Source organism: Azospirillum sp. B2RO_4 (assembly GCF_051124815.1).
Taxonomy (GTDB): Bacteria; Pseudomonadota; Alphaproteobacteria; order Azospirillales; family Azospirillaceae; genus Azospirillum.
This window is the reverse complement of record NZ_CP118488.1, coordinates 449,608-472,500: the sequence shown is the minus strand read 5'-3', so window position 1 is coordinate 472,500 and position 22,893 is coordinate 449,608. Positions and strand designations below refer to the sequence as shown.

The 22,893-nt window shown below is 64.4% G+C and carries 17 protein-coding genes (1 of these 17 only partly in view); 8 read left to right on the top strand and 9 right to left on the bottom strand.

Annotation, left to right across the window (positions count from 1 at the left end):
• A protein-coding gene (locus PWS46_RS22755) for a right-handed parallel beta-helix repeat-containing protein (protein WP_434623135.1) crosses the window boundary here: on the bottom strand, nucleotides 1-1,729 show its 5' portion. It extends 152 nt beyond the left edge of the window; 1,729 of the gene's 1,881 nt are visible here — the first part of the coding sequence; the start codon lies at nucleotides 1,727-1,729; its stop codon lies off the left edge, out of view.
• Between the two features lie 411 nt (nucleotides 1,730-2,140).
• On the opposite strand from PWS46_RS22755, the gene PWS46_RS22750 reads away from it, so the two are divergent.
• On the top strand, nucleotides 2,141-2,776 hold the full coding sequence (locus PWS46_RS22750; protein ID WP_434623134.1) for a cold-shock protein: 636 nt from the start codon (nucleotides 2,141-2,143) through the stop codon (nucleotides 2,774-2,776).
• Nucleotides 2,777-2,932: 156 nt separating this feature from the next.
• Here PWS46_RS22750 and PWS46_RS22745 read toward each other — a convergent pair whose 3' ends face one another.
• From PWS46_RS22745 to PWS46_RS22730, 4 genes are all read right to left on the bottom strand, one after another.
• The gene (locus PWS46_RS22745; protein WP_434623133.1) at nucleotides 2,933-3,694 is read right to left on the bottom strand and encodes a hypothetical protein; all 762 of its coding nucleotides are present in this window, start codon (nucleotides 3,692-3,694) and stop codon (nucleotides 2,933-2,935) included.
• Between the two features lie 879 nt (nucleotides 3,695-4,573).
• Nucleotides 4,574-6,286, bottom strand: coding sequence for a ShlB/FhaC/HecB family hemolysin secretion/activation protein (locus PWS46_RS22740; protein ID WP_434623132.1), 1,713 nt, complete (start codon nucleotides 6,284-6,286; stop codon nucleotides 4,574-4,576).
• A 32-nt stretch (nucleotides 6,287-6,318) separates the two neighbouring features.
• The gene (locus PWS46_RS22735; protein ID WP_434623131.1) at nucleotides 6,319-8,457 is read right to left on the bottom strand and encodes a CHASE2 domain-containing protein; all 2,139 of its coding nucleotides are present in this window, start codon (nucleotides 8,455-8,457) and stop codon (nucleotides 6,319-6,321) included.
• Nucleotides 8,458-8,482: 25 nt separating this feature from the next.
• Complete coding sequence (locus PWS46_RS22730; RefSeq protein ID WP_434623130.1) at nucleotides 8,483-9,190, bottom strand: hypothetical protein; 708 nt, start codon at nucleotides 9,188-9,190, stop codon at nucleotides 8,483-8,485.
• Between the two features lie 299 nt (nucleotides 9,191-9,489).
• On the opposite strand from PWS46_RS22730, the gene phoU reads away from it, so the two are divergent.
• From phoU to PWS46_RS22715, 3 genes are all read left to right on the top strand, one after another.
• A complete protein-coding gene (gene phoU, locus PWS46_RS22725; protein ID WP_434623129.1) occupies nucleotides 9,490-10,263 on the top strand; it encodes a phosphate signaling complex protein PhoU in 774 nt (257 codons plus the stop codon).
• A 224-nt stretch (nucleotides 10,264-10,487) separates the two neighbouring features.
• Nucleotides 10,488-11,642: an ATP phosphoribosyltransferase regulatory subunit gene (locus PWS46_RS22720; protein ID WP_434623128.1), complete on the top strand. Its 1,155-nt coding sequence runs from the start codon at nucleotides 10,488-10,490 to the stop codon at nucleotides 11,640-11,642.
• A gap of 116 nt (nucleotides 11,643-11,758) precedes the next feature.
• On the top strand, nucleotides 11,759-13,051 hold the full coding sequence (locus tag PWS46_RS22715; RefSeq protein WP_085085621.1) for an adenylosuccinate synthase: 1,293 nt from the start codon (nucleotides 11,759-11,761) through the stop codon (nucleotides 13,049-13,051).
• A 209-nt stretch (nucleotides 13,052-13,260) separates the two neighbouring features.
• On the opposite strand, the gene PWS46_RS22710 is transcribed toward PWS46_RS22715, so the two are convergent.
• Complete coding sequence (locus PWS46_RS22710; protein ID WP_434623127.1) at nucleotides 13,261-13,965, bottom strand: SDR family oxidoreductase; 705 nt, start codon at nucleotides 13,963-13,965, stop codon at nucleotides 13,261-13,263.
• A 94-nt stretch (nucleotides 13,966-14,059) separates the two neighbouring features.
• Nucleotides 14,060-14,512: an RrF2 family transcriptional regulator gene (locus tag PWS46_RS22705; protein WP_085085625.1), complete on the bottom strand. Its 453-nt coding sequence runs from the start codon at nucleotides 14,510-14,512 to the stop codon at nucleotides 14,060-14,062.
• Between the two features lie 255 nt (nucleotides 14,513-14,767).
• Between PWS46_RS22705 and PWS46_RS22700 the strand changes: the two genes are divergently transcribed.
• Complete coding sequence (locus tag PWS46_RS22700; RefSeq protein ID WP_434623125.1) at nucleotides 14,768-15,400, top strand: MBL fold metallo-hydrolase; 633 nt, start codon at nucleotides 14,768-14,770, stop codon at nucleotides 15,398-15,400.
• Nucleotides 15,401-15,583: 183 nt separating this feature from the next.
• On the opposite strand, the gene PWS46_RS22695 is transcribed toward PWS46_RS22700, so the two are convergent.
• Nucleotides 15,584-16,405, bottom strand: a complete 822-nt coding sequence (locus PWS46_RS22695; protein ID WP_434623124.1) for a ParB/RepB/Spo0J family partition protein — start codon at nucleotides 16,403-16,405, stop codon at nucleotides 15,584-15,586.
• Between the two features lie 443 nt (nucleotides 16,406-16,848).
• On the opposite strand from PWS46_RS22695, the gene PWS46_RS22690 reads away from it, so the two are divergent.
• From PWS46_RS22690 to PWS46_RS22680, 3 genes are all read left to right on the top strand, one after another.
• Nucleotides 16,849-17,325, top strand: a complete 477-nt coding sequence (locus PWS46_RS22690) for a class I SAM-dependent methyltransferase (RefSeq protein ID WP_434623123.1) — start codon at nucleotides 16,849-16,851, stop codon at nucleotides 17,323-17,325.
• A gap of 12 nt (nucleotides 17,326-17,337) precedes the next feature.
• Nucleotides 17,338-18,654: a class I SAM-dependent methyltransferase gene (locus tag PWS46_RS22685; protein ID WP_434623122.1), complete on the top strand. Its 1,317-nt coding sequence runs from the start codon at nucleotides 17,338-17,340 to the stop codon at nucleotides 18,652-18,654.
• Nucleotides 18,655-18,936: 282 nt separating this feature from the next.
• Entirely contained in the window at nucleotides 18,937-20,502 is a 1,566-nt protein-coding gene (locus PWS46_RS22680) for a hypothetical protein (RefSeq protein ID WP_434623121.1), read from the top strand.
• 165 nt (nucleotides 20,503-20,667) lie between these two features.
• Here the strand turns inward: PWS46_RS22680 and PWS46_RS22675 are convergent, their stop codons facing one another.
• Nucleotides 20,668-22,833, bottom strand: coding sequence for a malate synthase G (locus PWS46_RS22675; RefSeq protein WP_434623120.1), 2,166 nt, complete (start codon nucleotides 22,831-22,833; stop codon nucleotides 20,668-20,670).
• Nucleotides 22,834-22,893 lie beyond the last annotated feature (60 nt).

Sequence of the window (22,893 nt, the reverse complement as noted above, 5' to 3'; positions counted from 1 at the left end):
AGCCCGGATTGAAGACAGCGTCGTTCGGACCATAGGCACGGCCGTTGGCGGCGACGTTGCCGTCCATCGTCAGCCTGCCGGGGCTGAGAAGCTTCCAGTACTGGTTGATCGGCATATCGCCGGCCGCAAGGTTGTGGATCACCATGTTGTCATGCGGGCGCGCCTCGGCACCGGCCTTCGGCACCCATTCCAGGCGGATGAACGCGTCCTCCGGACGGCTGGCGACACCGAAGTTGTTTTCCAGCAGATTGTCGTCGCCGCCATGGACATAGATGCCGGCCCAGGCGAAGCCCTTCACGAAATTGTCGCGCACCACGACGCCGCTGGTCAGATCGTCGAGCGAGATGCCCCATCCCTTGTGATCGGTCAGCCAGTTGCCTATGATGTCCGTGGCAAGGCCGCCGGTGTCGATCACCTCATTGCCGCGGATGACCGAGCCCATGTTCTGGGCGGAGCGGCCCAGCATCTCGATGCCGCCACCGTCGGCGGTTTCCTGCCCGACATGATGGATCTTGTTGAACTCCACAATGTTCTTGTGGTTCAGCTGGCCGTCGTCCCACTCCTTGAACGACACGCCGTAACGCGGTGCATCGGTGATGTCGTTGTGGCTGACCAGCGTGTTGCTGCTGCCGACCCCGCCGATGCCGGCGCCGCCCTTGGTGATCTGGCCGATATGCTCGATGGTGTTGGCGTAGATGCGGTTGCCGTTGGCGGCGTGGATCATCGAAACGCCGTTGTTGCCGAGCTGCTCCATATGATTGCCGGCGATGCGGCTGTCGTCGGTGCCGTCGAGCGAGACGGCGGTCCCGACATTGACGAAATGATTGCCACCGACCGAGTTGCCGTGCCCACCCTGCATCGACAGCGCAGAGCCGTCATAACGTGTGTCGGAAAAGGTCAGACCTTCGAAGCTGACGTTGCTGGCATTGCTGGTCTTGATCAGCGAGCCGAGCCGGGCGACGACCACGCCGTCCGACTGGAAGCTGCCGGCATGTTCCGGCTTCACCACCAGCTTGCCGTCGCCAGCGCGCCAGCCGAATTCACCGGCGTCGCGGATCAGCGAGGCGTCGTTCATCATCCGATAGGTCCCACCGGTGCGCAGCCCATAGGAGGCCGCGTCGTCGAGGGTCACCGTGTGGTGATACTGGTCGATCGACTTCACATGCGAGATGTCGTCCTTCAGCCTTTCGGTGTCGAAGGTCTGAACGACCAGCCCGGCATGGGGCTTCAGACCCGAGGGGATGTCGCCGGCGGAAAAATTGAAGCTGGTCTTGCTGGCACCGGTGGACTCGGCCTTCAGCACATGCCAGCCGCTGGTCGCGGCACGGGCCGGATCGAAATCGCCGGTCTGCGCCGCATGCTGACGGACGCCGCCGATGCTGACGTCCAGGCCGTTGGCGGAGGATAGCTTGGCGGAATAAAGCCCTTTGCCCTCATAGGTGAAGCCGGTCACCCGCTCCCCACCGCTCAGCACCGGCGTCTCGCTCTTGTAGGCGAGGAAGCTGTGGCCGTCGTCATGGGAGTCGAGTGTCAGCGTCTTGTTCAGGCGATAGGTGCCGCCACGAACATAGGTGGTGTCGATATCGCTTGCCCGCATGGCGTCCCGCGCCTTCTCGAGGCTGGCGAAGGGACCGTCGGTGCCGGCGGCGTTGGGAGCGGCGAGCCGCCCGGACCAGCTGTCATTGCCCTTGGTGGACACGAAAAAAGCGGCCTGGTCGGTGGTCGTCATAAGTCAATCCTCCGTTCTGATGGAGGCATGAGTCGAATTTTTTAGTTAAAAATTTATTTACAGCTTAAGTACCTCCGATGGACAGGTTAGAACTACAAGATCGGCAATTTGTATCCTGATACCGCACCTGAATTTCGTGGTGTTATTGTCCGATTTTGTTTGTGAACCTGGGCCATCGTAAGAGGCTTGGATCTGTACTGATCTGCTCGCGCAATGCGGGCATGGGTGGAAGCCGAGGCGGTTCCGGCATTTGCGGTACTGTTACAGGCCATCACCGCACTGGCCATTTTCTGGAATTTTATGATAAGCTTGCCACCGCCGGGGTCTTGTTCTTGGTCATACAGCGGTGCCGCGCCCAGTTCAGCGTCAGGGCCGCCCTCCCCCGGCTACAGGACGTGAAAGGGACCTGTCTTGAGCGAAGAGTTGAAGAACGTCACCGCGACGAGCGTCACCGCGACGGTAAAGTGGTTCAAACCGGAAAAGGGTTTTGGGTTCGTCCGCCTCGCCGATGGCTCCGGAGAGGCTTTCTTGCACGCTTCGGTCCTGGCCGCCGCCTCGCTGCCCAACCCGGTCGAGGGCACGACGGTCGTCTGCGATCTGGCCCAGGGTGCCAAGGGACCCCAGGTCGTCGCCATTCACTCCGCCACGCCGCCGGAAACCCCGCCGGCCCCGCGCGCCCGCAACCAGCGCCCGCCGCGCGCCACCGCCTCGGCTGCCCAACCGATGGGCCAGCCCCCCGGCATGGGTGCACAGCCCGACGAAGGCGGCGAGGGCTTCGCCCGTCCGCCGAAGCCGCCGCGTGAACGGCGTGAGCGTCAGGCCGAGCCCGCGGGCCCGGCCACGATGGCCTACGGCACGGTGCGCTGGTACAATCTGGACAGCCAGTCCGGCCTGATCGAGCCGTGGGAAGATGGCGCGACCGTCTATTTCGACCGTGCAACCCTGCGCCAGTCGGGCCTGGACATCGTCGCCGACGGCGAGGACGTCCGTTATCTGGCCGTCGGGTCGGAGGATGCGCCGGTCGCCCAGCGGGTCGAGCTGATCTGATCATGGGGTTTGCATAGGACTGCCGTCACGCTTCGGACTCAGGCGAGCCGGAGCCGACGGGATTGGTCTGGCCACAAGGCAGTTGTTGCGAACACCATTGCATCGCCGTGTCCGGCAGCCTGTCGAAAGCTGCCGGACATGGGATCCTGATCCGGACTATTGTTTGCTGCAGAAGGTCAGGGCTATATATGGGGCCCCGATTGCACTCTCGTCGGAAAAATCCGAGAAACTGGCTTCATGTGGAGCGGCAAAGTTGTGATGCCCGCCGCTTTGCTTGAGGCCGGCATTGTTGTAGTCGAGCGTGCCTGCGAAATGGTGTTTGTGCTTTCGCTCCTCGCCCACGCTCAAAGCTGTGCCGCCAAAATTCGATGGTCCGAATGCATTGCTTGGCAAGCCGACCAAGTAACGCCCGCGAGCCGATTCGAAAGACTGCCAGTTCGATGGGCAACTGGTAGCGTCGAAGAAGGTGGCGACGCCCGCAATGACGGGCGAACTGTCGCCGTCGTCCGTCTTCTTGCAGACCAGATAAGAAACGGCGGGTAGAAGGGCGGTCGGCGGACTGCTTGTTGCCTGTTCGGACTTCACCGGCTGCGGCGCCGCACGCTGCTTTCTCGACCCACTATTCTCCTGACGCTGGACATTGCCGGGATTGACGGTGGTTCCGGCGGTATGGCTATGCTTGCCGGCAGCATCGACGCCGCCAAGCGGCGTACCGATCATGGCAGCGACACCGCCACCGCTCGGCACCGGCAACAGGAAGCGCCCATTGGCATTGTCGTAAGACGACCAGCCGCTGGGACAGGACTTAGCGAAATAAGCGATCGTACCTTTCGGCAAACCATCGGCTGCATGAGCTGCCATAGCGGCCGAAACCAGAAAACAAGCACCGATCGCCGAAGCAATTTGACAGTATTTCATTTCGACCTCCTCAATTCACTTTGCAAACAAGCATTTGCGTATATGGAAGATCACCACCTGAAGCATCGAATCCGATAGTCGATGATTTTTGCCCACTCGTCCCGGTATCACGGATTCCACCGGCAGACTTTAAGCTGTTCGATCCTACGTTGAACGTAAATGTTGCAGCATGGGTGTGAGATGGGGGGCTCTGGTCTTTCATCGTCTCTGCGGAGTTCGCAATTCCGATGCTGGAAGGCTGCGAGGTCCCAAGAATCAGGCGGCCGCTGGCATCGTCAACCCGGCTGCTGCCCGATGGGCATATCGCACCGGAGGTGAAGAAGAAGACCATTCCACTCGGCATCCCTTGTGCCTTGACGGTCGCCGGAAGTGTAACCGCAGCCGCAAGCAAGAGGCATGGCAATACTATTTTCACGATATTATCCGTCCAGAAAATGGTTGATAGGAGAGATTTATGTTCTTCCTTGCAACCATATCCGTCAATACAAATTCGGACCCGATATAGTAAACTGCAAATACATACGATTGACTGTCGTGATCTGCGCTGATCCCTTCTCTTCTTTCCTAGTGATCGGCAAGGGAAGGGGAGAATTGCGGATGTACCGGAGCGGAGCGTCCGCCTTGATCCCGCCCGCCGCATCTTGATGGAGGCGCTGATCGCGGCGCCGATACCGTGACCCCCCCAGATCGACATCATGGTGACGCGCCCAGCACCGCAGTACTGCGGAACTTTTACCGGAGTTCGCAGGAGCAGGTTTGGGATAGGTACAAGCGGTATTGGCCGTGACGTTCAGGCATCCGCTGCGGCGCCGGCACGGGATGATCGTGCAAGCGGGCGGCGCGGGGACAGCCTTGTGTTCGGATCGAAATCGCGAAGCTTCAGAATCGCGTCGAGAGGGTGAAGAAGGCGCGCGGGGCGCGGTCCTGCGTGCTGAACGGCGTGGTGATGAAGGGTTTCGCCACTTCCACGCCGGCGTCGATGCGCCGGAACACGCCGAAGCGCAGGCCGACGCCGGCGGAGGCGAGCGACCGGCGGCCGTGGCGCGTGCCGCCCTCGTAATTGTAGACCGCACCATAATCGCCGAAGCCGTAGGCGACCGCATAATCCAGCCCCTCCTCCTGGGCCGGCAGAATGTATTGCAGCTCCGCCCGGCCGGCGAATCCGCTGTCTCCAGTGATCTCCGACGGGTCGAAGGCGCGGCCATACTGTTTGCCGCCAAGGCCGTATTCCTCTGACGACAGCAGTTGGTCGGGGCTGTATTGCGCCTCGCCGGAGAGGGCGAGGACCAGTGAATCGGTCAGCGGCTGGTTGCGCTGGGCCGAGACCAGCAGCTTGCGAAAATCGCTGCGGCCGCCGCTGCGGGTCAGGTTGGCGCTGCCGGATTCCGTGGCGTTCAGGATGTCCAGGCCCTTGGACAGTTCCGCCGTCAGCAGGTTCGACCCGCCCCAGCCGTCGGCGAAATCGTAAGCGACGTTGGCGGCGACGATGCGCAGCCGGTCCTGCGACAGCTTATCCCCCAGCGCATCGGTGCGGCTGTCGCGGATGGTGAAACTGAGGCCGGCGCGCAAGGTCTCCGTCCGCCTGCGGATGAAGGGATGCGAAACCGCCACGCGGCCGGAGGTGGTCAGGCTGTAGAGGTCGAGCGGACGCACGCTGTCGCCGGGTTGCGACCAGGAGCGGCGGACGCCATACTCCACCGTCGTGCCCTCGGCATCCACCGGCACCAGTTGTCCGACGTCGAAGAAGCGCAGTTCGCGGATCTGCGGGGTGACGATGCCCTGGGCGGTGGTGCGCTCGAACAGGCCGAGCTGGTCCTCGACGCTGGCGACGCCGGTCAACTGGAAGGGACCGATCGAGCGGGTGCCGCGGTTGTCGAGCGACAGGAAGCCGTTGAAGGGCGTGCGCTCCAACGCCAGCGTCAGGCGCGAGGCGCCGGGGGTGTCGGGCGACGCCTCCAGCACCGTCTTCACCGCGACGCCGGGCAAATCGTCGGCCAACAGGACGTAACGCTCCATGTCCGCCATGCGCAGCGGGCGGGAGGCCTTGATCTTCTCCCCCATCCGCCGCAGCAGGCCGAGCCGGTCGGTCGCCTCGCCCTGGACGACAACCTCGTCGACATAGCCCTCCACCACCTGCAGACGGACGACGCCGTCGCGGATGCGCTGGGCCGGCACCACCGCCTGGGACAGCACATAGCCGTCGTTGCGGTAGCGGGCGGTGATGGCGTCGCGGATGGCGTAGAGGTCGGCCAGGGTGATCGGCTTGCCCAGCTTGTCGCGCCACAGGGCGGCCAGGCTGTCGCGGTCGTAGACGCTGTTGCCGTCGATGCGGACCTCACTCAGCGTCAGGGTGATGCGTTCCGCATCACGGGGCGGCGGCGCCTTTTCCGGCGCCGGCATCTCGATCTCCGGCGAGGATTGCGGCACGGCCGGCCGTTCGAAACGCTGCTCCAGACGGTTGGGATCGAGCGAGGGCGGCAAAACCGGCGGCACCGTCTGCGCCAGTGCCGGCAGCGGGGCGGCGACGCCGGCCAGCAGCAGGGCGGACAGGCGGGCGAGCCGATGCAGGCGTCGGGGCATGGGGGTGGGCATGGCGGTTCGCGACACGGCTTATCGTCGTCCGGCTATTTGTCGGTGAGGGCGGTGACGCCGGCCCAGTCCGGCTCGGGCGTCAGGCCGATGCGCTTTTCCGCCTTGTGCAACATCGCCAGGGCGGCGCCGTCGGCGGCGACCAGGGCGCGGAAGCCGGCGGCGGCGGCCTCGAACCGGCCGGCGCGCCAGTGGTCGAGGGCAGTTGCGTAGGCGGCGCGCTGGGCGCGCTCCTCCGGATCGGCGCGGCGGGCATCGGACAGCGGCTCGAACACCTCGACGGGCTCGCTGCGGCCGACGACCTGCACGATGTCGAGCGCACGGAAGGCCTCCGGGTCGCCGTGGTGGCGCATCGTCTCGCCGCTGACCATCAGGACGGTGTTGTAGTATTTGTTGGCGCCTTCCAAGCGGGACGCCAGGTTCACCGTGTCGCCCATCACCGTGTAGTTGAAGCGGCGGGGCGAGCCGATGTTGCCGATCAGCGCCGGCCCGGTGGCGATGCCGATGCGGTTGGAGCCGCGCCCGCTGGCCGTCGCCAGCAGGGTCGGGTCGTCCGCCATCGCCTGACGCATCGCCAGCGCTGCGGCCACCGCGGCGCGGGCATGGTTGTCGATGGCATAGGGGGCGCCGAACACCGCCAGCACGGCGTCGCCGATGTATTTGTCGACGAAGCCGCCATGCGCCTCGATGATGTCGGTCATCACCGTGAAATAGCGGTTCAGAACGGCGACCAGGGCTTCCGGCTCCATCCCCTCCGACATCTTGGTGAAGCCGGCGATGTCGCAGAACAGGATCGACAGGTCGCGCTCCTCGCCACCCAGGCTGGGCGACTGGCCCGACGCGATCATGTCGTCGATCAGCGATCCCGGCAGATAGAGCTTGAAGGCGTTGCGGATGTGCCTCTGGTCGCGGTCCAGCACGGCGAAGCGCAGACCCAGCGCCAGCGGGAAGACCAGCAGCGCCGCAAGCGCCGCCTGAAGATAGGGCAGGACCAATCCGCCCTGAAAGGCCTCCACCGCCACGCCGCTCCACCCCGCCAGCAGCAGGAGCAGGCCGAATGCCGCCACCGGCGGCCGGGTCGCCAGCGTCACCACGGCGGCCAGCCCCGCCAGCAGCAGGACCAGGGCCACGGCGGCCGGCCGGCCGGTCTCTGCCAGCGCATCGTGCGCCATCAGGTTGGAAATGGCGGCGGCATGGATGTAGACGCCGGGGATGCTGTCGCGGGTGCGGCCGGCGACGTACAGCTCGCTCATCACCGGCAGGGCGCAGCGTTCGGGAAGATTCATCCCCTCCGGCTTGGTGACCCAGCGGTTGGAGGAGAGCTTGCGGTCCTCCACGTCCAGCACGGTGCCGACCATCACCGCCTTGCCCTTGAAGTGGCTGGCGAAAAAGTCGGTCTTGCCGGCCTCGGCGCAGGCATACAGGTCGGCCAGCGAATAGGTCGGGATGGCGCCGGCAGCCGTCGCGTGGTTGACCAGCAGCCGGTTGCCCTCCCCGCCCGGAATCCGGTAGCCGGCCAGCGTGGCGGAGCCGTCGGCTCCCCGCTCCAGCGGCGCCTTCAGCGCGCGCGACGCCACCTCCACCGCCATGCCCGGCTCGGCCTTCGGCTTGCCGTCGGGACCGGCCACGGTCAGCGTCAGCGGCACGCGGCGCAGCACGCCGTCGGGATCCTCGACCAGATTGACCGAGCGGACGTTGTTGACCCCGGCGGCGATCATATAGCCGCGGTAGGGCATCAGCGGATCGCTCTGATGCTGCACCTTGGCCAGCACCAGCCGCCCTTCCTTGCCGCCGCGACGTAACGTCAGCAGGTAATCGCGCTCGAATCCGGGGATCAGCGTCTCGACGGAGGTCGGGTGGACGAGGTCGAGGCCGATGGCCGCCGCACCGCCGTCCAGCATGGCGCCGAGGACGGTGCCCAGCCGCGGCCCCCACAGCGCCTGCGGCGTGCCGGCGAAGGGCGGGCGGCGATAGGTCTCCTCGTCGATGCCGACCACCACCACCGGCGACGGATCGGGCGCCGGCCGGGGGCCATGCAGCCGCTCCCGCAGCCAATAGAGGCTGTCGATCGACGGCCCCTGCAGCGACGGCGAGGCGGCCAGCACCAGAAATGATGCCACGACCGGCGCCACCGCGCCGAGCAGGACCAGCCGGACGCGCCGGGGCAGCCTCATCCTGTTCAACGGTCGCGCCCGCCGCTCAGAAGCGGATCAGGCGGCCGAGCGCCGGACCGCCGCCGGCCGCGGCCTTCTCGTCGATCTTCACGATGTAGGACTTCTGCCCGGCGGAAACCTTGTAGAGGCCGCCCGGCTCCAGCCCATTGCCCTTCTTGGCGGTGTCCAGCGTGGTGCCGGGCACATTGACCGTGGTCAGCGCGATGCCCTGCACGTCCAGCCGGTCGATGGTGACGGGGCCAGGGGCCGACAGGATCAGCACCGGATGGGTCTTGAACAGGGTCAGGTCCGGCTTGGGCAGCGGCGCCTTCATGCCCGGCAGGGCGATGGGGGCGCTGCGGAAGACGGTCACCCCCGCCTTGCCCGCCTCGTTGGAGGCCAGCAGCAGCTTGCCGCCGTCGCAGGGCAGCGTGTGGCGGTCGATGCTGCCGCCCTCCACCGCCGACTCGCGGGCGCCGACCGTCACCGAGCCGCCGGTGATCGTCTCGTTCACGCAGGATTCCAGATAGCTCAGCGTCAGCGTCTGGCCCGCCTTCAGCGCCACGGTGCGGCCAGCCGCCAGGTAATCCATCGGCTGCACGCCGTCGACGCCGTCGGACACATCCTCAACCAACGCGGTGGGAGATCCTGCGGCCGGCGCCGGATCGGCGGCGAGCGCCGGCAGCGAGGCCGCCAGCAGAAGCAGGGACCCCGCGGCGATGGAACGGAGGGGCATCTGGAACGCGACGGACATGAAAAGCGGCCTCCCGGTCAGTGCAGGGGGATGTACCCCATGCGGACGGATTCAATTTGGCTGCTTACCCTTTAACGAAGTTACCGAGTTACTTCAAATCCAATACGTCGGTCGCCGACGAGGTCACGGGCCGGCCGACAGTACAACCGCGCCACTCGGCCGACACCCGATTGTCAAGAAAGTGAAATAACCCCGCCACACCGGCGTCATGACCACAGGCTAATATACACGTCCCGCGCGTGGCGGCCCTGCGGGCTGCGGCGGACGGACCGGACATCATTGGAGCGTCGCGACCGAACATGGGCACCGAACACATCGTCCGCTCCTTCGCGCAGGAATTGCAGCGCCTGTCCAACCTCGTCACCCAGATGGGCGGCGTGGCGGAGGCGCAGGTCGAGGCCGCGGTGAAGGCGGTGACCCGCCGCGACGTCGGGCTCGCCTCGCAGGTGATGCAGGCCGATGCCCGGCTCGACGCCTATGAGCGCGACATCGACGCGGAGGCGGTGCGGCTGCTTGCCCTGCGCCAGCCGATGGCCCAGGATCTGCGCGAGATCGTCTCCGCCCTGAAGGTCTCCGCCGATTTGGAGCGGATCGGCGACTATGCCGCCAACATCGCCAAACGGTCGCTGGCGCTGGCCCAGGTGCCGGTGGTGCGGCCGGCCGCCGGCATCCCGCGCATGGGCCGGCTGGTCGAGGCGATCCTGAAAGAGGTGCTCGACGCCTATATCGAACGCGACGTCGACAAGGCCATCGCCGCCTGGGAGCGCGACGAGGAACTGGACGACCTCTACACCAGCCTGTTCCGCGAGGTCCTGACCTATATGATGGAGGATCCGCGCAACATCACGCCCTGCACGCATCTGCTGTTCATGGCGAAGAACCTGGAGCGCATCGGCGACCACGCCACCAACATCGCCGAGATCATCCATTTCCTGGTGGTCGGCTCGCCGCTGACCGTGCTGCGCCCGAAGAACGACGGCAGCAGCTTTGCCGTGGTGTCGCCGGCCGCTCCGGACATCGACCTGCCGCTGCCCCCCGACCTGGACGACGCCGGCCCGGCCGACGCCGGCTGACCTCGGTTGCCAACAATCGCCCTCTCCCGGGGCGGGAGAGGGAGACACCCGCCCCCCTTTTTCTGCCCATCCGCCGCGACGAATCCGCCCGCGCAGGGGAGATACCGTCCCCTTGCGGGGCTTTTCCGTTTGCATGCGGCGCGGGTGTCGGGTATTAGCCCGCCCCGTGTGCCCGACATTCGCCGCGGCATCCCTGTCCCTGCCTGCAACGAGACACGCTGGTCATGCCCGCCGACGCACTGAGCTCCGCCCTGCTTCCCGCCGGACTGCACGACGTGCTGCCGTCCGAAGCGGCGCATGAGGCGGCGGCCGTCGAACGCCTGCTGGCGGAATTCGCCGCGCAGGGTTACCGCCGCGTCGATCCGCCCCTGGTGGAGTTCGAAGAGAACCTGCTCTCCGGCCCCGGCGCCGCGATGTCCAAGCAGACCTTCCGGCTGATGGACCCGCATTCGCAGCGCATGATGGCGGTCCGCGCCGACATCACCCCGCAGATCGCCCGCATCGCCACCACCCGCCTGAAGAACGAAGCGCGGCCGCTGCGCCTGTGCTACGCCGGGCAGGTGCTGCGGGTGAAGGGATCGCAGCTGCGCCCCGAACGCCAGTTCACCCAGGTCGGCGTCGAGCTGATCGGCGCCCTTGAGGCGGAGGCTGACGCCGAGGTGGTGCTGCTGGCCGTCCAGGCGCTGACCGCCATCGGCGTCCCGCACCTGTCGGTCGACCTCTGCGTGCCGACCATGGTCTCGCGCATCTGCGCCGGCCTCGGCCTGGGCGAGGATGAAATCCGCCAGCTGCGCGCCGCGCTGGACCGCAAGGACTCGGCCGCGGTAGCGGCCGTCGGCGGCCCGGCGGCCAAGCTGCTCGAAACGCTGATGGACGCCTCCGGTCCCGCCGACCGCGCCATGCAGGCGCTGGCCGCCCTGCCGCTGCCGGAAGGGGCCGAGAAGGACCGCCGCCGGCTGACCGACACGCTGGCCCTGCTGCGCGCGGCGATGCCCGACCTGACGGTGACCATCGATCTGGTGGAACATCGCGGCTTCGAATATCAGACCGGCCTCAGCTTCACCCTGTTCTCCCGCGCGGCGGGGGAACTGGGCCAGGGCGGACGCTACCGCGCCGGCGCCCAAGGGGAAGACCGCGGGGAGCCGGCGACCGGCTTCACGCTCTATATGGACACGCTTCTGCGCGCGGTTCCCGCGGCCAAGGCCCCCGGCCGGGTCTATGTGCCGCATGGCAGCGGCTGGGAGACGGCGCGCAGGCTGCGGGCCGACGGATGGGTGACGGTTGCCGGGCTCGCCCCGGTGGCCGATGCGGCCGCGGAAGCCAAACGGCTCCAGTGCGGCCATTGGCTGGCCGGCGGTGACGTCAAGCCGGCCGGATAAGCTTGGGTTCGATGAGCTTGGGTTTAGGGTGAACGGACCCCCACGCCGCGCGGATGGTGCCCTGCGGTGGATCGGGCGGTCGAGCGGTTCCTTTTGAAGTTTTGCGGAGACGAGAGATGGCCAACGTTGCGGTGGTCGGCGCCCAGTGGGGCGACGAGGGCAAGGGCAAGATCGTCGACTGGCTGTCCAGCCGGGCCGATGTGGTGGTGCGCTTCCAGGGCGGTCACAACGCCGGCCACACGCTGGTGATCAACGGCGTCGAATACAAGCTGAGCCTGCTGCCGTCCGGCGTGGTGCGCCAGAGCAAGCTGTCGGTCATCGGCAACGGCGTCGTCTTCGACCCGTGGGCCTTCATCCGCGAAGTCAACGCGATCAAGGAAAAGGGCGTCTCCGTCACCCCGGAAAACCTGATCGTCGCCGAAAACGTGCCGCTGATCCTGCCGGTGCACAGCGCGCTGGACAAGGCGCGGGAAGAGGCCAAGGGCGCCGGCAAGATCGGCACCACCGGCCGCGGCATCGGCCCGGCCTATGAGGACAAGGTCGCCCGCCGCGCCATCCGCCTGTGCGACCTGACCGACGACGCCGTGCTGGTGGAGAAGGTCGACGCCCTGCTCGCCCACCACAACGCGCTGTTCCGCGCGCTGGGTGCGCCGGAGATGACCCCGGCCGACATCCTCGACCCGCTGCGCGAGATCGCGCCGCAGGTCCTGCCCTACGCCGCCGTCGTCTGGAAGCAGTTGGACGAACTGCGCCGCGCCGGCAAGCGCATCCTGTTCGAAGGCGCCCAGGGCACGATGCTGGACATCGACCACGGCACCTATCCGTACGTCACCTCCTCCAACACGGTGGCCGGCAACGCCGCCGCCGGCAGCGGCATGGGTCCGCGCGCCGTCGGCTATGTGCTTGGCATCTGCAAGGCCTACACCACCCGCGTCGGCTCCGGCCCCTTCCCGACCGAGTTGCTGGACGACATCGGCGAACTGATCGGCCAGAAGGGCAAGGAGTTCGGCGTGGTCACCGGACGCAAGCGCCGCTGCGGCTGGTTCGACGCCGTCATGGTCCGCCAGGCGGTCAAGACCGGCGGCATCGACGGCATCGCGCTCACCAAGCTGGACGTGTTGGACGGCTTCGACGAGATCAAGGTCTGCGTCGGCTACAAGCTGGACGGCAAGGAGATCGACTATTACCCGTCGAACGCCGGTTCCCAGGCCCGCGTCGAGCCGATCTACGAGACCTTCGAAGGCTGGAAGGACACCACCCGCGGCGCCCGCTCCTGGGCGGAGCTGCCGGCCCAGGCCGTCAAGTATGTCCGCCACATCGAGGAACTGATCCAGGCCCCGGTCGCCCTGCTGTCGACCAGCCCGGAACGCGACGACACCATCCTGATGACGGACCCCTTCGCCGACTGATACGGCGAGGAGTTCATAAGAAAAAAAGGGCCGGCACCTCGCCGGCCCTTTTCGTTTCCACCAACCGACAGGAAACGACTTCCTCGGCCGTCATTCCCGCGAAGGCGGGAATCCAGCCGCCACAGCGGCTCATCCGCAAAGTTTCCTGGATCCCCGCCTTCGCGGGGATGACGCAAAGTCGTTTTCCTTCCAGTGGCTTAGCCGCCAGCTCACACCGAGCGGCTCAGCCCGCCATCGACCCGGATGTTCTGGCCGGTGATGTAGCCGGCGCCCGGCGAGGCCAGGAAGGCCACCGTCGCCGCGATCTCATCGCTGCTGCCGTAACGCTGCATCGGCACGCTCTGGCGCCGTTCCTCCGTCGCCGGCAGGCTGTCGATCCAGCCCGGCAGGACGTTGTTCATCCGCACATTGTCCGCCGCATACTGGTCGGCGAAGAGCTTGGTATAGGCGGCCAGCCCGGCCCGCGCGACGGCGGAGGTCGGGAACATCGCGCTCGGCTCGAACGCCCAGGCGGTGGAGATGTTGACGATGGAGCCCGCCTTCTGCGCCACCATGATCGGTGCCACCAGCCGAACCGCCCGCACGACGTTGAGGAAATAGACCTCGATCCCGCGGTGCCAGTCCTCGTCGCTGATCTCCAGCAGGGGACCGCGCGGTCCATGGCCGGCGCTGTTGACCAGCGCGTCGATGCGGCCCCAGCGCTGCATCGTCGCATCGACCAGCCGCTTCAAATCGTCGTTGGATTGGTTCGACCCGGTTACCCCGATGCCGCCCAGTTCCGCGGCCAGCGCCTCGCCCTTGCCGGAGGAGGACAGGATCGCGACCTTGAACCCGTCGGCCGCCAGCCGACGCGCCGAGGCCGCCCCCATGCCACTGCCCCCGGCCGTGATGACGGCCACCTTCTCTTCAGACATGCCGAACCCTCCCTTACCAATGGTTGGGCCAACCATACGGGAGGCCCACCCGCCGTCTCAAATGCGAATTCAAATGGGGCGGCAAGCGGGACGGTCAGATGTCGAAGTTGGCGGCGATGCTGCCGGTGGACTGGCGGTGGCGCAGGGCGTCGGCCAGCGTCCGGTTGTCGAGCACGGAGGCGGTTGCGTCGCGGACCTGCAGCATCAGCCAGCGCACAGAGCAGGTCTCCGTATCGATGCAATCCTCGCAGGGCTTGAAGGAGCCCTTGCTGGCGCAGGGAAGCGGGGCAAGGTGGCCGTCGATCAGGCGAATCACTTCGCCGAAGGTGATCTGGGCGGCGGGGCGGGCCAGCCGGTAGCCGCCGCTCTTGCCGCGCTTGGCGAACAGGATGCCTTCCTTGCGCAGCTCGACCAGGATCGCTTCCAGGAACTTGCGCGGGATGTTCTCGCGCTCGGCGATGTCGGCGATCAGGATCAGGTCGCCGGTGTCCTTCTCCGCCAGCATGATGAGGGCACGCAACGCATATTTGGCTTTCTGCGACAGCATTCCGGCGGAATCCGTTTTATTGCGGCGACGGTGGTTGGTCCGCCCCGATCTAAAGCTTCGGTGGTTAACATTTCGTACCGGCGCGGTATTCCACCCAAAAGCGCATTCCCGCCGGACGCCCGGACCTTAGCCAGTTTCTCCGGCCAATGCGACCGGCTTTGCGCGAATGGTTTGCGGCATCCGGCGCGGGCGCGCTAAGGTCGCCCTGCCCATGGGGTCATTTCATCATTTTCCCGCAGAGCCGAAGGTCAGGACATGCAGTACGCCATCGTTCCGGTCACCCCGTTCCAGCAGAACTGCACGGTGCTCTGGTGCCCCGAGACGATGAAGGGCGCCGCCATCGATCCGGGCGGCGACCTGGACCGCATCCTGGCCGCGGCGAAGGCGAAGGGCGTGACGCTGGAGAAGATCCTCGTCACCCACGGCCACATCGACCATGCCGGCGCCGTCGCCGATCTGGCCGACAAGCTGTCGCTGCCGATCGAGGGGCCGCACCGCGACGACCAGTTCTGGATCGACGGCATGCCGATGCAGAGCCAGATGTTCGGCTTCCCGCCGGTCCGTTCCTTCACGCCCGGCCGCTGGCTGGAGGAAGGCGACACGGTGACCGTCGGCAACCAGACGCTGGAGGTCCGCCACTGCCCCGGCCACACCCCCGGCCATGTCGTGTTCATCCACCGTCCGTCGAAGCTGGCCATCGTCGGCGACGTGCTGTTCCAGGGCTCGATCGGCCGCACCGACTTCCCCAAGGGCAACTACGCCGACCTGATCGCCTCGATCCGCGACAAGCTGTTCCCCTACGGCGACGACATCGCCTTCATCCCCGGCCATGGCCCGATGTCGAATTTCGGGGAAGAGCGGCTGTACAATCCGTTTTTGAACGATTGATTGAACTGCGTTGCCCCCTCCCCATCCCTCCCCCGCTCTCGGCCGGCCGAAGGCCGGTCCGATCGAGGGAGAGGGGGTAGGACGCTTGTCAGCGTGGCTAAATTGTCAGGACGGCGGCAGTCCCCTCTCCCGCCGAAGGCGGGGGAGGGTTAGGGAGGGGGCAAACCGCCCCAACAACTCCCCTCAATCCACCATCGGATCGTCGCCCAGCAGCAGGTCGATGCGGCGGCGCAGGCTGATGAGTTCGCGGCGCTGCATGTCGTCGACATAGGCGCGGTGCTCGCGCGGGTCGCCCAGCCGGGCGGTCGCGCGGCGCAGCGCGTCGAGAAAGCGGCCGACCGCCGACATGGTGCGCAGCGACGGTTCCTTGGCGGCGTCCTTGCGGCTGCGGGCAGCCTGCACCGTCCCATCGCCCGCCTTCACCTGCTCCCACAGCGCCATCTGCTCGTCCAGATCCTTGATCCAGGCGATCTCGATCAGGGTTGAGCGCGAGACGTCGTGATGGGCGGCCGCATATTCCTGCTTGATCGATTCCGGCAGGCTGTTCAGCCGCAGGGTATGGCTGACGTTGCTCTGGCTCTTGCCGATGATGCGGCCGAGCTGTTCCTGGGTATAGCCGAAGCGGTCGATCAGGCGGGACAGCGCTTCCGCCAATTCCAGCGCATCGAGATCGACGCGCTGCACATTCTCCACCAGCGTCAGCTCGTCCGGATTGCCGGAGGTGACCAGCGCGTAAATGGTCGCCAGCCCCAGCATTTCATGGGCCCGCAGCCGCCGTTCGCCGGCGACCAGCCGATGGCCGCCCACGACCTCCTGCACCAGGATCGGCTGCTTCAGCCCGTAATGCGCAATCGAGTCGGCGAGACTCTGCATCTCCTGCGGGTCGAAATGGCGGCGCGGCATGCCCGGATTGCGCATCACCCGTGCGACGTCGAGTTCCAGCAGCCGGGGCGGCTTGCCCGTATCGTCGAACAGATCCGAATGATCGGGTGCGAGCGTCGGCATGTCCTGTTCCGGTCCCCTGGTCCCCTGTCCGTCCGGCGTCCTTCCGGTTCCGCAACGGTGCCCGGCGGTCACGGCCCTGTCAACGGTCCAGTGGAAGAAAAGGAGAACATTGCCGCTGCGGTTCGCCGGAGCGGGCATGACCCGGTCCACTCCCACCATTCCGGCTAAGCCGTTGGGTGATGCCCAATCGAAATACTCGGTGAAAAGGATCCGTCACCGCGCCGTCACCGTTTTGTTAAACGATCATTCAAAATCCATTCGGCTGGCGCAATGAAACGTAACTCAGTAGAAAGGGTTTAAGCAGAGCCGAGGAATTGATCCGGCGTCTGTTGGGAGGTCGGTCGATGTCACTTGCTGAACGCAAGCTTTTTGTCGAGCGCTGGATTCGCTCACCCCTTAAGGTCGCGTCGGTAACTCCAAGCGGTCCTGAACTGTGCCGGGCCATGGCGAAGGCCGCCCAATGCGATCCCGGTCGCCGCGTTGTGGAATTGGGGCCGGGCACCGGTCCGGTCACCTCCGCGCTGCTGGCCAACGGCGTCACTCCCGACAATCTGCTGATGGTCGAACTCGACCCCGCCTTCGCCGACCATCTGTCGATCCTGCACCCCAACGCCACGGTTGTGCGCGGCGACGCCACGCGGGTCCACCGCATCGTCCAGGCCCATGGCTGGGAGACCTGCGACGCGGTGGTGTCGGGCCTGCCGCTGATCGCCATGCCGCTGTCGGTCCAGGCCCGGATCGTGCGCGGCGCCTTTTCTGTGCTGGCGCAGGACGGCGTTTTCGTGCAATTCACCTATGGTCCCTTCGCCCCGGTGAATCCGGAACTGATCCGGCGGCTGCGGCTGAAGCCGCGGCGCCATGCCTGGATCGCCCGGAACCTGCCGCCGGCGTCGGTCTGGACCTTCCGCCGGCTGCCCTGACGACGAGTCATTTTGACCGCTGACACTGTTTTGCATGAGGCGCGCGCCCTGATCGACGCGCGCCGTTACCGCCCCGCCCTGCGCCTGCTGCGCGGCGAGGCCCTTCCCCACGGGCTGGCCAACGGACTTGAGCAACTCCACTTGCTCGGCCTGGCCCATCTCGGCCATCGCGACGCCCCGGCGGCCATCGCCTGCCTGCGCCGCGTCCTGGCCGACCGGCCGGACGATCCGGAGCTGCTGTCGGCCCTGGCCCGGTCCCATCAGGCCGACAACGCCCCCTTTCCCGCCGTCCGCTGGTTCGAGCGCGCGGCGCGCGTCACGCCCGGCAATGCCGCCCTCACCGCATCCCTCGCCGGCGCCCTGCGCCGCGATGCCCGCTATGTCGACGCGCTGGCTCTGGCCCGGACGGCGATCCGCGGTGGCGACCTCTCGCCCGACATCCGCTATGAGGCGGCGATGGCCGCGGCCTACCTCGGCGAGGATGCGGAGTCGCTGGCCCATTTCGACGCCCTGCTCGCCGACGATCCCGAGCATGCCGCCGCCTGGTTCGGCAGCCATGCCCAGGCCCTGCACCACCATGGCCCCGAGGAAGCCCTGCGCCGCCTGCGCCGCGCCACCCGCTGCGGCGGCGCCAACGGCAAATACTGGGGCTATCTCGCCGCCACCCTGCGGCTGCTGGGCCGCAGCGCGGAGGCCGATGCCGTCGAGGATGCCGAGATCGGCGACAATCCGAAGCGCCGGCCGCTTCCCGACGGCGCCAGGGCGCTGCTGCCGAAGCTCTCCTCCGACTTCCGCCTGTTCGGCAACAGCGGCCGGCTGCTGCGCCACGCGCTGGCCTGCGCCGGGACTTCCGGTCTGGTGCTGGAATTCGGTGTGCGGCGCGGCACCTCGCTCGACCACATCGCCGATGTCGCCGGGCAGGAGGTCCACGGCTTCGATTCGTTCGAGGGCCTGCCGGAGGGCTGGGTCAACTCCCCCCGCGGCGTGCTGACCACCGGCAGCCAGCTGCCGCCGGTGCGTGACAACGCCCACCTGCATGTGGGCTGGTTCGAGGACAGCCTGCCGCCTTTCCTCGCCGCCCATCCCGGGCCGGTGCGCTTCGTCAATGTCGACAGCGACATCTACGCCTCGGCCCGCACCGTTCTGACCGCGCTGGCCGACCGGGTGCGGCCGGGGACCGTCATCGTCTTCGACGAGTATATCGGCAACCGAAGCTGGCGAGACGACGAGTACCGGGCATTCCAGGAATTCGCTGCCGAGAACACGGTAAGGTACGAGTATTTCGCGGCCAGCCCCTACACTAAACAAGTGGCGTTAATAATCATATAATTGCGTACGTGACTTTTGTCAAAGGAAGCTTTAATCATTTTCTAGTTTTGTTCTGTGCTCGGTTAATTTTTATTTAGCCGTCAATATGTTGTGCTTTATCAATCATTGACTGCAGCTAGATATTGATATATTCTTTCGGTTAGTAATAATTAAAAGTAGTTCAAGGCTTTGCGCATTTTTCGCTTTGTCCGTCCGGAGAAGTTGTCTAATCTGCCACCTATGCACTTCCGTCGTCTCGCATTCGCAACTGCCTTGAACTTTTAATTGTAATAGGACTCCGCCATGTTTGGATGGGACATTTCTAATATTGGATTCCTGCGTCCGGAGCCTCGGACGACAGGTAGAACGGAATCGGAAAGATTTCTCTCGCAAATTTGTCAGAAGACATTTTTGAGCCTTTGGAGTTTCCCGAACCCATATACTGATCGAGGAAAATCGCTAAAGAATGAAAATGGCAAGGAACTCTGCGATCTTCTTGTTGTATTTGGAAAACATGTTATAATTTTTTCGGATAAATCGTGCTCGTTTCCTGATACAGGAAACTTAGACTTGGATTGGTCGCGTTGGTTTAAGCGAGCTATAAAGAAGTCTTCCGATCAACTATATGGGGCAGAACGCTGGATATTAGATCACCCAGATAGAATTTTTTCAGATCCAAATTGCAGCAAGAGGCTTCCTCTTCAACTCCCCCCGCCAAATCAGATTATTTTCCATCGTATCGTGATTGCACTCGGAGCGAAATCCAGAGCTGAGTCCCATTTCGGAAGCGGAAGTAATGGCAGCCTTATATTAAACAACTACATCAAAGATGAAGATCACATTAAAAATGAATTTCAGCTTTATTGTCCATTCTCTGTCGGGATAATCAACAGTAAAAAAGGGTTTGTGCACGTATTTGATGATATTACAACGTCATTAATTATCAATGAACTTGATACTATCAGCGACTTTGTTGAATATCTGTCAGAAAAGGAAATGCTTTTCAAGAGAGATGTCCCTTTGTGTGTATGTGGAGAAGAAAATCTTCTGGGCTTTTACATGCGTCATAGGCATGAAGGAGGCTTTAATTCATTTTTTTCAGGAGAGCTTGGGAAGATAGCAAGAGATTGCTCGATTGTAATTCCGGAGAATGAGTGGGAAAGTTACAAAGCAACATCCATTAGCCACATAATTGACGCCTTAAAGGAAAAGAGCAAATTTTGGGATGAACTTATAGAGCATGTCACTCAATGTATATTCGATGGTTCAATTAATAATATACAAGAAGATAATCTTCAATATCATGAGCAAAACTTAAGGTTTCTTGCGCAGGAGCCCAGGTTATCTAGAGCACAATTATCCCAGGCAATACAATACAAGATCTCCACCACCCCACGTGACAAGAGATCAGGAATGGTATTGTCTTCATCAAACAAAAGCATTGGATTTGTATTTCTAGTGTGCCCGCGGATAATTAATGGTCGCTTCGTTGAAGACTATGACGAGTACAGGGAAGAAAGAAGAAAGGCCTTAGAGATATATTGCGTCGTCGCTAAATCAAAGTCCAAGATATTCAAGTATATAGTTGGAATTGCTGTTGACCCTTTGAATTCAGGAGGGCGGTCAGAGGATATAATGACCTTTGATTTCACAGACTGGAATGCGGATCAGGAAAAACAAGCTAAAAAAATTTCCAAAATCCATGGAATTCTTAGCACCCACCGAACAGTTGGTTTTGGGGACATGTACCGAAAAGAAATAGAAAAGGAATGGCAGAAATCTACGTTAGGAGAAAGTTACAACTCTATGACACGTGCGCAAAGGCGATCTCTAAAAGCTCGAGCACGCAAGAAGAAAAAATTTACTTGATCGTCGCTCCAGCATTTCTTGCAAATTATCTTTATATGCAATATCCAACTTTATTGGCAAAGACGTTTCGCAATGCGTTAGCTCAAGCCGGTCGTTGATTCACTCTAATCTTTAAGCCCCCGCCTTAATCGAAGGCGGGGGCTTAGTCCTATAAAGCTAGCCTCATCAAACTCTATCCGCCGCCTTCACCTGACGGCGGCGCGCATGCAGGACCGGCTCGGTGTAGCCGTTCGGCTGGACGCGGCCCTTGAACACCAGATCGCACGCCGCCTGGAAGGCGATGCTGCCGTCGAAGTTGCCGGCCATCGGCTTGTACAGCGGGTCGCCGGCATTCTGCTTGTCGACGACGGCGGCCATGCGCTTCATGACTTCCATCACCTGCGCCTCGGTGCAGATGCCGTGATGCAGCCAGTTGGCGATGTGCTGGCTGGAGATGCGCAGGGTGGCGCGGTCTTCCATCAGCCCAACGTCATGGATGTCCGGCACCTTGGAGCAGCCGACGCCCTGGTCGATCCAGCGCACCACATAGCCGAGGATGCCCTGGGCGTTGTTCTCCAGCTCCTGCCGGATCTCGTCCTCCGACCAGTTGGGGCGGTCGGCGAGCGGGATGGTCAGGATGTCGGACAGGGCAGCGGCCTGCCGCTTGGCAAGCTGGTCCTGCACCTCGGCCACGTTCACGGCGTGATAATGGGTGGCGTGCAGGGTGGCGGCGGTCGGCGACGGGACCCAGGCGGTGTTGGCGCCGGCCTTCGGGTGCCCGATCTTGGCGACCAGCATGTCGGCCATCAGGTCGGGCATCGCCCACATGCCCTTGCCGATCTGGGCGCGGCCCTTCAGCCCGGCGCGCAGGCCGACATCGACATTGTTGTCCTCATAGGCCGAGATCCACTTGGTGGCCTTCATCGCCGCCTTGCGGACGACCGGGCCGGCCTCCATCGAGGTGTGGATCTCGTCGCCGGTGCGGTCCAGGAAGCCGGTGTTGATGAACACCACGCGGTCCTTGGCGGCGCGGATGCACTCCTTGAGGTTGACGCTGGTGCGGCGCTCCTCGTCCATGATGCCGACCTTGAGGGTGTTGCGGGCCATGCCCAGCAGGTCCTCGACACGGCCGAACAGCTCGTCGGCGAAGGCGACCTCTTCCGGCCCGTGCATCTTCGGCTTCACGATGTAGACCGAGCCGGCGCGGCTGTTGCGCAGACCACCCTCGGCCTTCAGATCGTGCAGCGCGATCAACGAAGTGAACACGCCGTCGAGGATGCCTTCCGGCGCCTCGCTGCCGTCGGACAGCTTGACCATGTCGATGGTCATCAGGTGGCCGACGTTGCGGACCAGCAGCAGGCTGCGGCCATGCAGGGTGACGCTGCCGGTCGGCGTGGTGTAGACGCGGTCGGGGTTCAGCTTGCGGACGACGGTCTTGTCGCCCTTGGGGAAGCTGGCCTCCAGCGTGCCCTTCATCAGGCCCAGCCAGTTGCGGTAGGCGACGACCTTGTCCTCCGCATCCACGGCGGCGACGGAATCCTCGCAGTCCTGGATGGTCGACAACGCCGCTTCCAGCACCACGTCGGCGACGCCGGCCGCGTCGTCCTTGCCGATCACGCTGTTGCGGTCGATGCGGATTTCGATGTGGGTGCCGTTCTGGACCAGCAGCACCGCCGACGGCGCCGACGCCTCGCCCTGCCAGCCGACGAAGGCGGCCTTGTCCTTCAGGCCGGTCTTGCCGCCGCTCTTCAGCGTCACCGCCAGCGTGTCGCCCTCGACCGCGTAAGCAGTGGCGTCGGCATGGCTGCTCTCGGCCAGCGGAACGCTGTCGTCCAGGAACTTGCGGGCCCAGGCGATCACCTGCGCGCCGCGGGCGGCATCATAGCCGCCGGCCGCCGGGGTGCCGGGAATGGCATCGGTGCCGTACAGCGCATCGTACAGGCTGCCCCAGCGCGCGTTGGCGGCGTTCAGGGCATAGCGGGCGTTGGTGATGGGCACCACCAGCTGCGGGCCGGCGAGATAGGCGATTTCCGGATCGACATTGCCGGTGCCGACGGCGAAGTCGCCGCCCTCCGGCACCAGATAGCCGATCTCGCGCAGGAAGGATTCGTATTCGGCCTGATCGAAGACCTTGCCGCGGCGGGCGGTGTGCCACGCGTCGATCTGTTCCTGCAGGCTGTCGCGCTTGTCGAGCAGAGCCTTGTTGCGCGGCGCCAGCTCGTGCAGGAGCTGGTCGAGGCCGGTCCAGAGACGGTCGGCGTCGACACCGGTCCCCGGCAGCGCCTCGTCATTGATGAAGTCGTACAGCGGTTGGGCGATTTCGAGGCCGCCACGGCGGATCCAGTTGCTCATCTCGTTGCGTGTCCCATTCTCTTGCGCTCGGTTCGCAGACTCCTCTCCGGGAGTCTTGGT